The organism is Flavobacterium gossypii (genome assembly GCF_014138495.1).
In the GTDB taxonomy this organism is placed as follows: Bacteria; Bacteroidota; Bacteroidia; order Flavobacteriales; family Flavobacteriaceae; genus Flavobacterium; species Flavobacterium endophyticum.
On sequence record NZ_JACJIS010000001.1, the window covers coordinates 1,110,994 to 1,123,909 of the forward strand.

Below are 12,916 nucleotides of genomic sequence, written 5' to 3' on the forward strand. Positions count from 1 at the left end.
TGCTACACAGCATTTGGTAAAATACCATGCTGAACCGGAGTGATGTCATGCTGAAAGGAGTTGTTGCAGTACTCCATCTGCAAGATGTCTTATAGCACCTGTTCTATATAGCACTATACCGACGGAGTGTTATAAAGACCCGCACGACTGCTACAGTACAAGCATCAGATATAGACGTCTTATCTAGGAATTATGATTAATATTTTCTAACATTGTGTCTAGAATAGGCCTTTGCCGATCGTCCACAAATTCGTTATCATTATGAAAAAACTGCTTTTAGTATTATGTGTCCTTGCTTCCAGTCTTCAATCTTGCCAGAAAGAAAAGGGGGAAGCTTCTAAAAAAGAAGATGAAAAATTGAAAACAGTAGTAGAAAATTATTATCAGGAAAGGCTAAAGCTTTTTCCTTTGGAAGCGACAAGTGCAGGCGACAACCGCTACAACAATTTGCTCCCGAATGATATCAGTGACGATTATCTGGCGAAGGTGAAAGCCTTTTTCACGAAATACAAAGAGGAAATCGCAGCATTTGATGAGGCAGATTTGTCTGAAAACGACAAGTTGAGCAAAGCCATCTTGGCGTGGGAATGTGATGTGAATCTAGAAGCCTTGACTTTCAGAAAAGACCTGATGCCGATCAACCAGTTTGAAGGCATTCCGTTAACCATCGGCCAATATGCCAGTGGTTCGAGCGCCCAGCCTTTTAAGACGGTGGAAGATTATAATAATTGGCTGGAACGACTAAAGGGCTTTAATGACTGGGTGATTACGGCCGAGGCAAAAATGAAGGAAGGCGTTTCAAAAGGATATGTACTGCCGAAAGCGCTGACGTTAAAAGTAATCCCGCAGTTGAAAGATCTGGCTAAAGAGGACAAGACGCATATCTTTTATGCGCCGCTGAATGCTTTTCCGAAAACATTTACCGAAGCAGAGAAAAAGACAATTACTGATAAGTATACGCAGTTGATTACTGAGAAACTGGTACCGTCGCTTAAAAATCTTTATGCGTATGTCAGCACTGATTATCTGGCAAAAAGCAGAACGACAAGCGGTATTGCTGCTATCCCGCAAGGCGATGCGTATTACAAGCATTTGATCAAACGTTATACGACCACCGACTTGACTACTGATGAAATCCACAAGTTAGGATTGAGCGAAGTAGCGCGAATTTTGGCTGAAATGGAAAAGGTGAAAAATCAGGTAGGATTTAAAGGACCGCTGAAAGACTTCTTCAATTATGTCCGCGAGAAAAAAGAGCTGATGCCGTTTACGGAGCCGCAGCAGGTGATCGACAACTTTAATGCGATACACGAAAAGATGAAGCCGAACTTGGAAAAGCTTTTCGACCTAAAACCTAAAACGCCTTTTGTCGTAAAAAGAACGGAAGCTTTCCGCGAAAACTCGGCCAGTGCCGAATACAATCCGGGTTCTGTTGACGGAACAAGGCCAGGCGTTTTTTATGTGCCGATTCCGGATGTAAAAAAATATAATTTCTATGCCGATGAGGATTTGTTCCTGCACGAAGCGATTCCGGGGCATCATTATCAGATTTCTTTACAGCAGGAAAACACAAGCCTGCCGGAATTCAGGAAAACCATCTGGTTTAATGCCTATGGCGAAGGCTGGGCGTTGTATACCGAATCGCTTGGAAAAGAATTGGGCTTGTACCAAGATCCTTACCAATATTTTGGAATGCTGAGCGCCGAGATGCACCGCGCCATCCGTCTTGTCGTAGATACGGGCATGCACACCAAAGGTTGGACGCGGGAACAGGCGATACAATATTCTATGGAAAACGAAGCGGAACCTGCCGAAAGTATTGTGGCAGAGATCGAGCGTTATATGGCAATACCGGGCCAAGCCTTGTCGTATAAAATCGGACAATTGAAGATTAGAGAATTGCGAGCGAAGGCGGAAAAAGAATTGGGTGCTGCATTCTCTATCAAAGAATTCCACAATCAGGTGTTGGATTCGGGCTGTCTTCCTTTAAAGGTTTTGGAGGATAAAATCAACGCTTGGATTGCGAGTAAGAAATAAAAACAGGAAGGCCTTTTCTATTGCATTGTTCGTACAAAATACCAAATGACCTAAGCATCTTATTGGTTTTTAAACCAGTACATCTCTAGGAAGGATTTCAAATATTCTTCTTCAGGATCATTTGTTCTTATATGGATCGAATAGGTATTGTCTCCAAATTCTAGATTATAATTTATGCCATCCATTATATTGGAATTGGTATGATTTAGTCTTTCAGCATCCAAGAGTTTTAACTTGCTTACAAACCTATCGAAAACTGAACTGGGAATCGACGACTCTTCATCGTTGGTTTGATTGTTTACTGTATAGTGTCTGTGTACGTAACTAATCGTATCGTTTATCTTATAGAATACGACTTCCGTCAGTCTTTTTTCTTTATTGGGATATAAGTTACCACGATTGATTTCAAGCCTGATAAAGCTGATTTCCAGTTTTTTATTCAATTCATAGGTATTGTCTTGCGAAACTGCAATATGGGCAAAGAAGATGGTTAGAATCAAAAAGAATGCTTTCATGACTTATTTTTTGGTTATACGAATTAGTATAATAACGTCTATTTCAAGAAATTAATATTGCGTTTCAAGCCATCGTATTTAGTACGTTTGACGGCAGAGTTTTTAAAAACGGCACGAAACGTATCTTCTGTGATTTCTTCCCAGTCTTTTTTGGTCATGGAAAGCAAGTCCGGATTCGGGTTAAACAGGGGTTCACTGTGCGGCTTTGAAAATCGGTTCCACGGACAGACGTCTTGGCAGACATCACAGCCGAAAGCCCAGTCGTCAAATTTCCCTTTCATCTCTTGGGGAATGTTTTCTTTTAGTTCTATCGTGAAATAGGATATGCACTTGCTTCCGTCTACGACATAGGGCGCTACGATGGCTTCGGTGGGGCAGGCATCGATACATTTGGTACAGGAGCCGCAATGGTCGGTTACGGCAGTGTCGTATTCTAGTTCTAAGTCGACAATCAATTCGGCAATAAAGAAAAAGGAACCGACTTGTTTGCTCAGCAGATTGCTGTTTTTTCCGATCCAACCCAAGCCACTTTTGGCTGCCCATGCTTTGTCTAAGACGGGTGCCGAATCGACAAAGGCACGTCCTGAAACTTCGCCTATGTTTTCTTGGATGGAAAAGAGGAATTCTTTTAGTTTTTCTTTGATGACAAAATGATAGTCTTGTCCGTAAGCGTATTTGGAGATTTTATAGGTGTCAGAAACTTGGGTCTGCTCTGGATAATAATTGAGCAATAGGGAAATCACGCTTTTGGAATCATCTACTAATAATGTGGGATCAAGTCTTTTGTCAAAATGGTTTTCCATGTAGGACATTTGGCCGTGTGCATTGTTTTTGAGCCAAGTTTCCAAACGAGGTGCTTCTTCTTCAAGAAATCCAGCTTGAGATATACCACAAGAAATAAATCCGAGGCGCTGGGCTTCGGATTTTATGAATTGCGTGTATTTTGATTTAGGATTTATGATTTTAGATTTAGGATTATCATTCGTTTAGACGGGATTTTATCTTTTTTATTGTGCTGACGAAGATTGCGGTTAGTTCGTTGCCTTCTTTCCAGAGTACATTTAGTTCGGAGTCATCCATCCATTTTTTCTCTTGCTTGATTTCCAGCCAAAATAACGTTTCGTCGGCTTCTTCAATAACTATAGCCATTTTAGAAATAAACTCCCTATCGCTTCTTGCCCTGCATACGGCTCTATAATTAGCTCCAACCGAAGTACCGCTTCTGACAATCTGGTTAGCAACAGTTCTTCCTGATATTGAATTTGGTAATTTTTCTACCACATCAATTATCCGCAAAGAAAATTTCTTTGTTCTTGTTTTTAATTCTTCCGAGGTCATGTACATTCTTTTTAAATGGCTTATATCGTATCTCTTCAAACAAACAGCTTCAACATCAATCAAAAATCCTAACTCCTAAATTCAAAAAAGACCACCTTGTATATTCGTCCTGATTTTCCCTAAATGCTTATAGGCTTTCTCCGTTACTTCTCTTCCTCTCGGCGTTCTCATGATAAAACCCTCTTGAATCAAGAACGGTTCGTACACTTCTTCTATGGTTTCGCCGCTTTCGGAAACAGCGGTTGCCAAAGTAGACAGTCCAACCGGACCTCCTTTGAATTTATCAATAATAGTCGTCAGGATTTTATTGTCCATTTCATCAAGGCCGTGGGCATCGACATGGAGTGCTTTTAAGGAAAAACGAGCTATTTCGATATCGATCTTTCCGTTGCCTTTGATCTGAGCAAAATCTCGCACCCTACGCAGTAATGCGTTGGCAATACGCGGAGTACCTCGGCTACGGCCCGCAATTTCGATGGCGGCTTCCATGGTAATCGGCATCTTTAGAATGGCCGAGCTTCTTTCGACAATAGCGGTCAGAAGTTCTGTCGTATAATATTGCAGTCGGCTTTGGATTCCGAAACGGGCACGCATCGGTGCGGTTAGCAATCCGGAACGTGTTGTAGCTCCGACAAGCGTAAACGGATTCAGATTCAACTGAACGGTTCTTGCATTCGGACCTGACTCAATCATGATATCAATCTTGAAATCTTCCATAGCCGAATAGAGATATTCTTCGACAATTGGGCTCAGACGGTGAATCTCATCAATAAAAAGCACATCGCGTTCTTCTAGATTGGTCAGCAATCCTGCCAAGTCGCCCGGCTTGTCCAACACAGGGCCTGACGTAATCTTGATGCCGACGCCTAATTCATTGGCCAAGATATTCGCCAATGTAGTTTTTCCCAAGCCCGGAGGCCCGTGAAAAAGCGTATGGTCAAGTGCTTCGCTTCTAAGATTGGCGGCCTGTACAAATACTTTCAGGTTTTCCAATACCTGTTCCTGTCCTGTGAAATCATCAAAGGAGAGTGGCCTTAATTTTTTCTCTAAATCAAGTTCTTCGGGATTGTAGTTGCTGTTTGTTGGATCTAGATTCGTATTCATCTGGCAAAGATAGAGAAAATGTTGATTTGAGAATTTGCTAATTAGCCGACATTATAGCCTTTGGCTAAAATAGATTGCCATTCTGGATGTCTTTTTAGGTAAGCAGCTACAAACGGACAAAGGGGCGCTAAAGTATAGCCGTTGTCTTTGATGTAGTTCAGGGCTTTTTTGACCATGCTTCCTCCTACTCCTTTGCCTTCTAAAGATTTTGGAACTTCAGTATGTGTAAGGTACATGATGTTGTCTTTGTTGATGATGTATTCAATAAAGGCGGTATGATTTTCGACTTCCATCTCAAATCTTCTTTTGTCTGGATTTTTCACTAATTCTATAGCAGCATATTTATCGCTCATGGTAAAAATTTTAAGTTTATAGGTATGAGGAAAGGTACACAAAAAATGACTTCTATCAAAATAAGGATTTTTTAATATCTTTAACAGAAATTAACAAGCTAACTTTAAACTTTTATATGGAAAACCCGCAAGAAGACAATCATTTAAAACGAGAATTAGGATTATTGGATGGAACCATGCTGGTCGTTGGTTCGATGATCGGTTCGGGAATCTTTATCGTAAGTGCAGATATCGCCAGACAGGTAGGTTCGGCCGGATGGCTGACCTTGATCTGGGTCATTTCTGGATTGATAACCGTCATCGCTGCCGTAAGCTACGGAGAGTTGAGCTCGATGTTTCCGAAAGCGGGCGGACAATATGTCTATCTAAAAGAGGCTTACAACAAGCTGATCGCGTTTTTATATGGCTGGAGTTTCTTTGCGGTAATCCAAACGGGTACCATTGCGGCTGTTGGTGTTGCCTTTTCTAAATTTGCGGCGTATCTGTATGAGCCTTTGAGCGATGAGAATATCTTGTTGTCTATCGGTTCCTTTCAATTGAATGCGGCACAGATTGTTTCTATTATTACTATTATTATTCTAACGTATATCAACAGCCGAGGCGTAAAAAACAGCAAGACGTTGCAGACCGTCTTGACCATTATTAAAATCTTGTCTTTACTGGGGCTGGTTGTCTTTGGACTGCTGCTTGCTGCCAAAGCAGATATCTGGAACGCGAACTGGGCAGATGCTTGGAATACGAAATCATTTGATGCAAAATCGGGTTCTTGGCTGCCGATTAGCGGTACTGCCTTGATTACTGGAATTTCTGCCGCAATGGTGGGTTCTTTGTTTTCGAGCGATGCTTGGAACGGCGTGACGTTTATTGCTGGAGAGATGAAAAATCCGAAACGCAATGTAGGATTGAGTTTGTTCTTGGGCACTTTTATCGTGACGATTCTGTATATCTTGGCCAACCTGATGTATCTTGCCGTGGTTCCGTTTGAAGAGATTGCTTTTGCTAAGTCGGACAGGGTTGCGGTAGTGGCTTCTACTTATATTTTTGGAAACATCGGTACCTTGATTATTGCGATCATGATCATGATTTCGACTTTCGCTTGTAATAACGGCTTGATTATGGCCGGCGCAAGGGTTTATTATACGATGGCAAAAGATGGATTGTTTTTCAAGAAAGCGGCTGTGTTGAATACGGCCAGTGTTCCGGCTTGGGCTTTATGGGCGCAATGCATTTGGGCTTCTGCTTTATGCTTGACAGGAAAATATGGCGCTTTGTTGGACTTTGTGATGATTATCGTTATCATCTTTTACATCTTGACGATTTACGGAATCTTTATTCTTAGAAAGAAAATGCCCGATGCCGAAAGGCCTTATAAAGCTTTTGGCTATCCGTTCTTGCCGATGCTTTATATCATCGCGGCTTCTGCTTTATGTATTTCGCTTTTGATTACGAGGTTTGAGACTTGCGGCTGGGGCGTGTTGATTATGCTGGCAGGGATTCCTGTTTATTATTTTACAAAGCCAAAGACGCAAGAAGATTAATCTGGATGAAGCTAAAGGAAATTTTAGAACAGACTTCGCATCGGCCTTGGGAAATTCCAAAAGGCGGCTGGCGATTTTATCAAGAATGGAATGATGTTTTATTTTTACATTGGCAAGTAGATTTAGAAGAGCTAAAAAGGTTTGTGCCAAAAGAATTGGAAATCGATTTGTTTGAAGGCAAGCCTTGGGTTTCTATAGTTGCTTTTGCAATGGAAGAAATTCGCCCCAGATATATGCCTGCTTTTACGCCAATTTCAAACTTTTTAGAAATCAATGTTCGCACATATATCAAGACAAAAGACAAATCGGGAGTTTATTTTCTCAGCATGGAAGGCGGGAAAATCTTATCTTGTAAAGTAGCAAAGCTTATCTCTAGGCTTCCTTATCGCTATTCAAAAATAAAACGAGAAAAGGAATTTTACCGTTCTATGAATAGCGAATTTGGTGATGAATTAGACATCTTGTTTAAAATAGGAAAGCCTCTCTACAAAACAGATCTAGATCGATGGCTGACAGAACGGTATGCTCTTTTTCAAAACGACGGAGGCTACATCAACGAATATGAAATTCATCATCAAGAATGGCTTATGAATGAGTCATTGATTGAAAACATCACATTGTCTTATCCGAGATTCGAAAAACTGATTGGAAGAAAACCTGATTTAGCTAATTATTCTAAAGGTGTACAGGTTATCGCTTGGGGAAAGAAAAAAACACCTAAAAATTAACTTGCTACTACACACTATACTTTAAATCGATCAATACTTTTAGCTATTGTTGTTTTATCTGCTTCCGAGATGGCCAATTTCAATGCATTTTGAAAATGAGCTAAGGCTTTCTTGTTATCAAGACCAGTATGCAGGTGGCCTAAGAGCGAATGATAGAAGTGATTGTCTGTTAGCTGCAGTTTTTCTGCTTCTTGTATGGCTTGCTGCTTGCCGTGCACTTTTGCCAGCGCAAAGGTTCGGTTGAGTGCGGCTATGGGCGAATATTCTAAAATAAGCAGGCTGTTGTAGAGTTGCAAGATGTTGTCCCACTTTTCAAGTGTATCTTCTTTCTGCGTATGCCAATAGGCAATGCCTGCTTCGAGATGGTATTTTGTTACGCTGTTTCCGGTGGAAGCTTGGTTTAGGAAGTGAGTTCCTTGAAAGATTAGGTCTTGGTTCCAGCGGGTTTCATCTTGGTCTTCGTATAAAATAGTTTCGCCATTTTCGTTAGTCCGCGCATCAAATCGGGACGAATGGAAACTCATCAGCGAAAGCAGCGCATTCACGGACGGCTTGTTGGTGGTTTTGTTTTCTATAAGGAGGAAAGTCAGTCGCATCGCTTCGGCACATAAGTCTTTGCGCAAGATGGTATTTTGGGAAGTCGAATAATAACCTTCGGAAAACAACAGATATAAGGTCGTCAGCACCGGCTCTAGTCTTTCGTTAATTTCTGCTACTGTTGGCTGTTCGATTTTGATGTTCTCTGCTTTCAGTTTTTCTTTGGCCCTGTTGATTCTTTTGTAGATTACTTCTTTATTGGTCAGGAAAGCATCGGCAATTTCTTGGATTCCAAAACCGCAAAGCAGGTTCAAGGCCAAGGCTATTTGTGATTCTGCAGAGATATTAGGATTGCATACGGCAAAAATCATGGCCAGCTGGCTGTCGCTGATATTTTTGGCGGACAGGTCGACAACGAGTTCTTCAGACTTTTCAGAAGCGTACTTTACTTCGGGCGAAAGCTTTTGGTCAAAAAAAGCATCCCTCTTGAGGTAATTTTTGGTCTTATTTTTTGCAACGGTATAGAGCCAAGCGGTCGGGTTTTCCGGAATACCTTTCAGGCTCCAGGTTTCGGTTGCTGCCAAAAACGTATCGCTGACAATGTCTTCGGCTATTTCGATATGCTTGATTCCAAACAAATAACAGAGTACCGAAACTATCTTTCGGTACTCTGTCCTGAATAAGTTGTGCAAGAGCTGGTCTTCCATCTATTTTACTATTACTCTGTCGGAATAGCCATTCGTACTTCTACAGTGGCTCCCCATTTTAAGATCGGACATCCTTTCGCGATTTCGACTGCTTCGTCATAATCTTTGGCTCTAATAAGAAACAAGCCTCCTACGGATTCTTTTATTTCGGCATAAGGTCCGTTGGTTACTAGATTGTCTTGTTTTACGACTCTTCCGTCAGCATCCCATCGCTTTGGAGGGCTTACCAATTTGTTTTGGGCAGCGATACCTCCGATCCAGTCTTGAAAAGGCTTGATAGCGGCTTGCATTTGCTCTGGGGACGGCACAGCGTCTTTGCTGACCATATCTCTTCTGATAATTAATACAAATTCGTTCATCTTGTTATTTTTTGTGGTTCTTAAAAGTAATAAATGTTTCTAACTTGGAATCACCCAAATTGACCGACTTTGTAAGTTCCTACACCGTGAGGGAATGCAATATTGATTCGGTTCCAAGTGTTGATTGTTGTAATCGCCAGCGTAAGGTCGATGAATTCTTGCTCTGAAAATTGCGCCGCTGCCTCAGCATACACGGCATCGGTCACCTCGCATTTTGTTACGGCTTCGGCCCAAGCAAATGCGGCTCTTTCACGCTCGGTGTAATAGGGTGCTTCTCTCCAAGCACTCAAACCGTATAAGCGTTGTTCTGTTTCGCCTTTGGCACGCGCATCTTTTGAATGCATGTCTAAACAATAGGCACAGCCGTTGATTTGCGATACTCTGAAGTACACCAGTTCTAAAAGTTGTAGCTCAACAGGAGATTTTTTCAGATAAGCTCCGATACCGAAAAGCGTTTTCATTGCGTCTTGTCCTTTTACATGGACGTTGATTCTTTGTTCCATTTTATGTAAAGTTTTAATTGTTATATACTGTAATGACAATCGAGATTTTAAAATTGGACAAAACTTCAGAAAAAAAATACTCTTTTTTTGAATTGTCCTGAATACGGCCGTTGGCGTCAAAAAAAAATCCGCTTCAATTGCTTGAAACGGATTTTTATAGTCTTTTTATATTGCTTATGAATGGTGAAGTTCTTCTTCGCCATCTTTCATCGGCACGGTTTGAGGAACAAAGTCATCATCAAAACCTGGCTTGCTGTAATCATAAGGCCATCTGTGAACTTCTGGAAGTTCTCCTGGCCAGTTTCCGTGAATGTGTTCTACTGGTGCAGTCCATTCCAATGTATTTGATCTCCAAGGGTTTTGAGGCGCTCTTTTTCCGTAGAAAATGCTTGAGAAGAAGTTCCAAAGGAAAACCAATTGGAAAGCTCCACCTACTAAAGCGAAAACAGTAATCAATACGTTTACGTTTTGCAAGTCATCAAACAAAGGGAATGCAGTGTTAGTATAGTAACGTCTTGGAAGACCTGCCATACCGATAAAGTGCATTGGGAAGAATACTCCATAAGCACAGATTGCAGTTACCCAGAAGTGAATATATCCTAAGTTTTTGTTTAGCATTCTACCGAACATTCTTGGGAACCAGTGGTAGATTCCAGCAAACATTCCGTAAAGTGCAGAGATACCCATTACTAAGTGGAAATGCGCTACAACGAAATACGTATCGTGAACGTTGATGTCCAAAGTACTATCTCCAAGGATAATACCTGTCAAACCACCTGTGATAAACGTAGAAACTAATCCGATAGAGAAAAGCATTGCAGGGTTCATCTGCAGATTACCTTTCCAGAGTGTCGTGATGTAGTTAAATGCTTTTACAGCAGAAGGAATTGCAATCAACAATGTTGTGAATGTAAACACAGATCCTAAGAATGGGTTCATTCCTGAGATAAACATGTGGTGACCCCAAACGATAGTCGAAAGGAAAGCAATTGCTAATATAGAGGCAATCATCGCTCTGTAACCAAAGATTGGTTTACGAGAGTTGGTTGCAATAATTTCAGATGTGATACCAAGAGCTGGCAATAATACGATATACACCTCAGGGTGACCTAAGAACCAGAACAAGTGCTCAAACAATACTGGCGAACCACCTTGGTAGTGCAATACTTCTCCAGCGATATAGATATCAGAAAGGAAGAAAGAAGTACCGAAGCTTCTATCGAAAATCAATAATAATGCAGCAGATAATAATACTGGGAACGATACGATACCAATTACAGCAGTAATGAAGAAAGCCCAGATTGTAAGCGGCAATCTTGTCATAGACATACCTTTTGTTCTCAAGTTGATTACGGTTACTACGTAGTTCAATGATCCCATCAAAGAAGATGCGATGAAGATAGCCATAGAAACCAACCAAAGTGTCATACCTGTTCCTGATCCAGGGATTGCTTGCGGCAATGCTGAAAGCGGAGGATAGATTGTCCATCCTGCAGAAGCTGGTCCAGATTCAACGAAAAGAGAAATAACCATGATTACACTCGAAAGGAAGAATAACCAGTACGATATCATATTCATAAATCCAGAAGCCATATCACGTGCTCCAATTTGCAACGGAATCAAGAGGTTACTAAACGTACCACTCAAACCGGCTGTCAAAACAAAGAAGACCATGATCGTTCCGTGAATCGTAACCAAGGCAAGATATGCGTCGTTTCTCATAACTCCTCCTGGAGCGAATTTTTCACCAAGGAAAAATTTGAACACGCCAAAAGATTCTTCTGGCCAAGCCAATTGCATTCTGAAAAGCATTGACATTCCCACACCGATAACTCCCATGATGATACCAGTAATTAAATACTGTTTTGCAATCATCTTGTGATCGATACTAAAGATATACTTCGTGATAAAGGTATCTTTATGGTGGTGTTCGTGTTCCTGATCGTGTCCGTGATCGTTATCGTGACCTACTGCTGACATATATTATAATTTAAATTTTATTTAAAAGATATACTTATTATTAATTGGCTGCTACAACTTTAGTCGTGTCTGCTGCTGCTTTTGTTGTATCAAGTGGCGCTGTTGGTCCAACTGTTTCTGGTTTAGGCTCTTTTTCAGCTTTTACAGCAGAAACCAATGTTGGCTTGTCGCTTAACCATTTTTTGAAATCAGCTTCGCTTTCAACAACAATCTTCATCTGCATGTTGTAGTGAGAAGGTCCGCAAATTTTATTACAAAGCAAAAGGAAATCAAAGTTGTAAGGATCCAATCCTGGCTCGCCTTTTTTCACTAAATCAACGCTTTTCTTCGCTCTAAGTTCATTGATGTGCGCAACTTTTTCAACGATATCTGGATGCTGACGCATTTCAACTGTAGTCTTGTTTGGCGTGAAGGCAAACTGAGTCACCATACCTGGAACACAGTTCATCTGCGCTCTAAAGTGAGGCATATAAGCAGAGTGCAATACGTCTTGAGAACGCATCTTGAACAAGATCTTCTTACCTTTTGGCAAATGCAGCTCGTTCACTACTTTATCATCTTGCGCATTTGGATCTGAAACGTCAACACCTAAAGTATTTACACCTTCAATATATCTTACGTTTGCTTTTCCAAGCACATTATCTTCACCAGAATATCTAGCTTCCCAAGAGAATTGTTTTGCATAAAGCTCCACAACAATTACATCTTCGTCTTCGTCAACAAACATGATGTTTGTCCAAGCGTATAGTCCATATAAAATCAAACCTGCCAAAACGATTACCGGGATGATTGTCCAGATAAACTCTAACTTATCGTTATCAGCAAAGTATAATGCTTTTTTTCCTTGTTTTCCTCTGTATTTGAATGCAAAGTAGTGCAAAAGAGCCTGAGTAATGAATTGAACTATGAAAATCAAAATCATCGAAATCCACATCAAGTTATCTACATCCTGTCCGTGCTCTGAAGCCGAATTGCTCATTAACGGGAAGTGTCCAAACTCAATTATGCAATAAATTGTTGTAACATATATGAAACCTAAGAAGGCAAACATCATATATCCATTAATATTATTGTCTCTATCATTAGCAACTTGTGAGTTATCACTTAGACCGCCAATTTGAGTCAAATCGAAAATTTTAGTTAATTGCCAAATTGCAACAGCTAATAAAACTAAAACTATAATTACCAACAAACTTGTCATCTGTTTTTTCTTTAAA

13 protein-coding genes are annotated in these 12,916 nt (G+C 40.7%); 3 read left to right on the forward strand and 10 right to left on the reverse strand.

What is annotated here, in order from left to right:
* Positions 1–261 precede the first annotated feature (261 nt).
* Positions 262–2,037 (forward strand): DUF885 domain-containing protein, encoded by a 1,776-nt coding sequence (locus tag GGR22_RS05260; RefSeq protein WP_182492834.1) that lies wholly within the window; start codon positions 262–264, stop codon positions 2,035–2,037.
* A 59-nt stretch (positions 2,038–2,096) separates the two neighbouring features.
* Here GGR22_RS05260 and GGR22_RS05265 read toward each other — a convergent pair whose 3' ends face one another.
* From GGR22_RS05265 to GGR22_RS05285, 5 genes are all read right to left on the reverse strand, one after another.
* Positions 2,097–2,552 carry a hypothetical protein gene (locus GGR22_RS05265; RefSeq protein ID WP_182492835.1) on the reverse strand — a complete coding sequence of 152 codons (456 nt, stop codon included), beginning with the start codon at positions 2,550–2,552 and terminating at the stop codon, positions 2,097–2,099.
* A gap of 38 nt (positions 2,553–2,590) precedes the next feature.
* A complete protein-coding gene (queG, locus tag GGR22_RS05270) occupies positions 2,591–3,514 on the reverse strand; it encodes a tRNA epoxyqueuosine(34) reductase QueG (RefSeq protein ID WP_182493510.1) in 924 nt (307 codons plus the stop codon).
* A gap of 16 nt (positions 3,515–3,530) precedes the next feature.
* A complete protein-coding gene (locus tag GGR22_RS05275; protein ID WP_246336914.1) occupies positions 3,531–3,896 on the reverse strand; it encodes a four helix bundle protein in 366 nt (121 codons plus the stop codon).
* Between the two features lie 75 nt (positions 3,897–3,971).
* Positions 3,972–4,994 carry a Holliday junction branch migration DNA helicase RuvB gene (ruvB, locus tag GGR22_RS05280; RefSeq protein ID WP_121375299.1) on the reverse strand — a complete coding sequence of 341 codons (1,023 nt, stop codon included), beginning with the start codon at positions 4,992–4,994 and terminating at the stop codon, positions 3,972–3,974.
* 41 nt (positions 4,995–5,035) lie between these two features.
* Positions 5,036–5,347: a GNAT family N-acetyltransferase gene (locus GGR22_RS05285; protein WP_182492836.1), complete on the reverse strand. Its 312-nt coding sequence runs from the start codon at positions 5,345–5,347 to the stop codon at positions 5,036–5,038.
* Between the two features lie 116 nt (positions 5,348–5,463).
* On the opposite strand from GGR22_RS05285, the gene GGR22_RS05290 reads away from it, so the two are divergent.
* Both GGR22_RS05290 and GGR22_RS05295 read left to right on the forward strand, forming a co-directional pair.
* Positions 5,464–6,885, forward strand: a complete 1,422-nt coding sequence (locus GGR22_RS05290; RefSeq protein ID WP_182492837.1) for an APC family permease — start codon at positions 5,464–5,466, stop codon at positions 6,883–6,885.
* A 5-nt stretch (positions 6,886–6,890) separates the two neighbouring features.
* The gene (locus tag GGR22_RS05295; protein ID WP_182492838.1) at positions 6,891–7,613 is read left to right on the forward strand and encodes a YqjF family protein; all 723 of its coding nucleotides are present in this window, start codon (positions 6,891–6,893) and stop codon (positions 7,611–7,613) included.
* A gap of 14 nt (positions 7,614–7,627) precedes the next feature.
* Here GGR22_RS05295 and GGR22_RS05300 read toward each other — a convergent pair whose 3' ends face one another.
* The 5 genes from GGR22_RS05300 to GGR22_RS05320 all read right to left on the reverse strand — a co-directional run bounded on the left by GGR22_RS05300 (position 7,628) and on the right by GGR22_RS05320 (position 12,900).
* Entirely contained in the window at positions 7,628–8,857 is a 1,230-nt protein-coding gene (locus tag GGR22_RS05300; protein ID WP_182492839.1) for an RNA polymerase sigma factor, read from the reverse strand.
* 11 nt (positions 8,858–8,868) lie between these two features.
* The gene (locus GGR22_RS05305; protein WP_121375304.1) at positions 8,869–9,216 is read right to left on the reverse strand and encodes a YciI family protein; all 348 of its coding nucleotides are present in this window, start codon (positions 9,214–9,216) and stop codon (positions 8,869–8,871) included.
* Positions 9,217–9,266: 50 nt separating this feature from the next.
* Positions 9,267–9,719: a carboxymuconolactone decarboxylase family protein gene (locus tag GGR22_RS05310; protein ID WP_121375305.1), complete on the reverse strand. Its 453-nt coding sequence runs from the start codon at positions 9,717–9,719 to the stop codon at positions 9,267–9,269.
* Between the two features lie 174 nt (positions 9,720–9,893).
* The gene (locus GGR22_RS05315) at positions 9,894–11,699 is read right to left on the reverse strand and encodes a cytochrome c oxidase subunit I (RefSeq protein WP_121375306.1); all 1,806 of its coding nucleotides are present in this window, start codon (positions 11,697–11,699) and stop codon (positions 9,894–9,896) included.
* Positions 11,700–11,739: 40 nt separating this feature from the next.
* Positions 11,740–12,900 (reverse strand): cytochrome c oxidase subunit II, encoded by a 1,161-nt coding sequence (locus GGR22_RS05320; RefSeq protein WP_121375307.1) that lies wholly within the window; start codon positions 12,898–12,900, stop codon positions 11,740–11,742.
* Positions 12,901–12,916: the final 16 nt, after the last annotated feature.

Bases quoted from the DNA above. Each gene is read 5' to 3' on its own strand.
- GGR22_RS05285 (WP_182492836.1), bottom strand. From the start codon at position 5,347: ATGAGCGATAAATATGCTGCTATAGAATTAGTGAAAAATCCAGACAAA.
- GGR22_RS05295 (WP_182492838.1), top strand. From the start codon at position 6,891: ATGAAGCTAAAGGAAATTTTAGAACAGACTTCGCATCGGCCTTGGGAA.
- GGR22_RS05315 (WP_121375306.1), bottom strand. From the start codon at position 11,699: ATGTCAGCAGTAGGTCACGATAACGATCACGGACACGATCAGGAACAC.
- GGR22_RS05265 (WP_182492835.1), bottom strand. From the start codon at position 2,552: ATGAAAGCATTCTTTTTGATTCTAACCATCTTCTTTGCCCATATTGCA.
- GGR22_RS05275 (WP_246336914.1), bottom strand. From the start codon at position 3,896: ATGTACATGACCTCGGAAGAATTAAAAACAAGAACAAAGAAATTTTCT.
- GGR22_RS05320 (WP_121375307.1), bottom strand. From the start codon at position 12,900: ATGACAAGTTTGTTGGTAATTATAGTTTTAGTTTTATTAGCTGTTGCA.
- GGR22_RS05300 (WP_182492839.1), bottom strand. From the start codon at position 8,857: ATGGAAGACCAGCTCTTGCACAACTTATTCAGGACAGAGTACCGAAAG.
- GGR22_RS05290 (WP_182492837.1), top strand. From the start codon at position 5,464: ATGGAAAACCCGCAAGAAGACAATCATTTAAAACGAGAATTAGGATTA.
- GGR22_RS05305 (WP_121375304.1), bottom strand. From the start codon at position 9,216: ATGAACGAATTTGTATTAATTATCAGAAGAGATATGGTCAGCAAAGAC.
- GGR22_RS05260 (WP_182492834.1), top strand. From the start codon at position 262: ATGAAAAAACTGCTTTTAGTATTATGTGTCCTTGCTTCCAGTCTTCAA.
- ruvB (WP_121375299.1), bottom strand. From the start codon at position 4,994: ATGAATACGAATCTAGATCCAACAAACAGCAACTACAATCCCGAAGAA.
- GGR22_RS05310 (WP_121375305.1), bottom strand. From the start codon at position 9,719: ATGGAACAAAGAATCAACGTCCATGTAAAAGGACAAGACGCAATGAAA.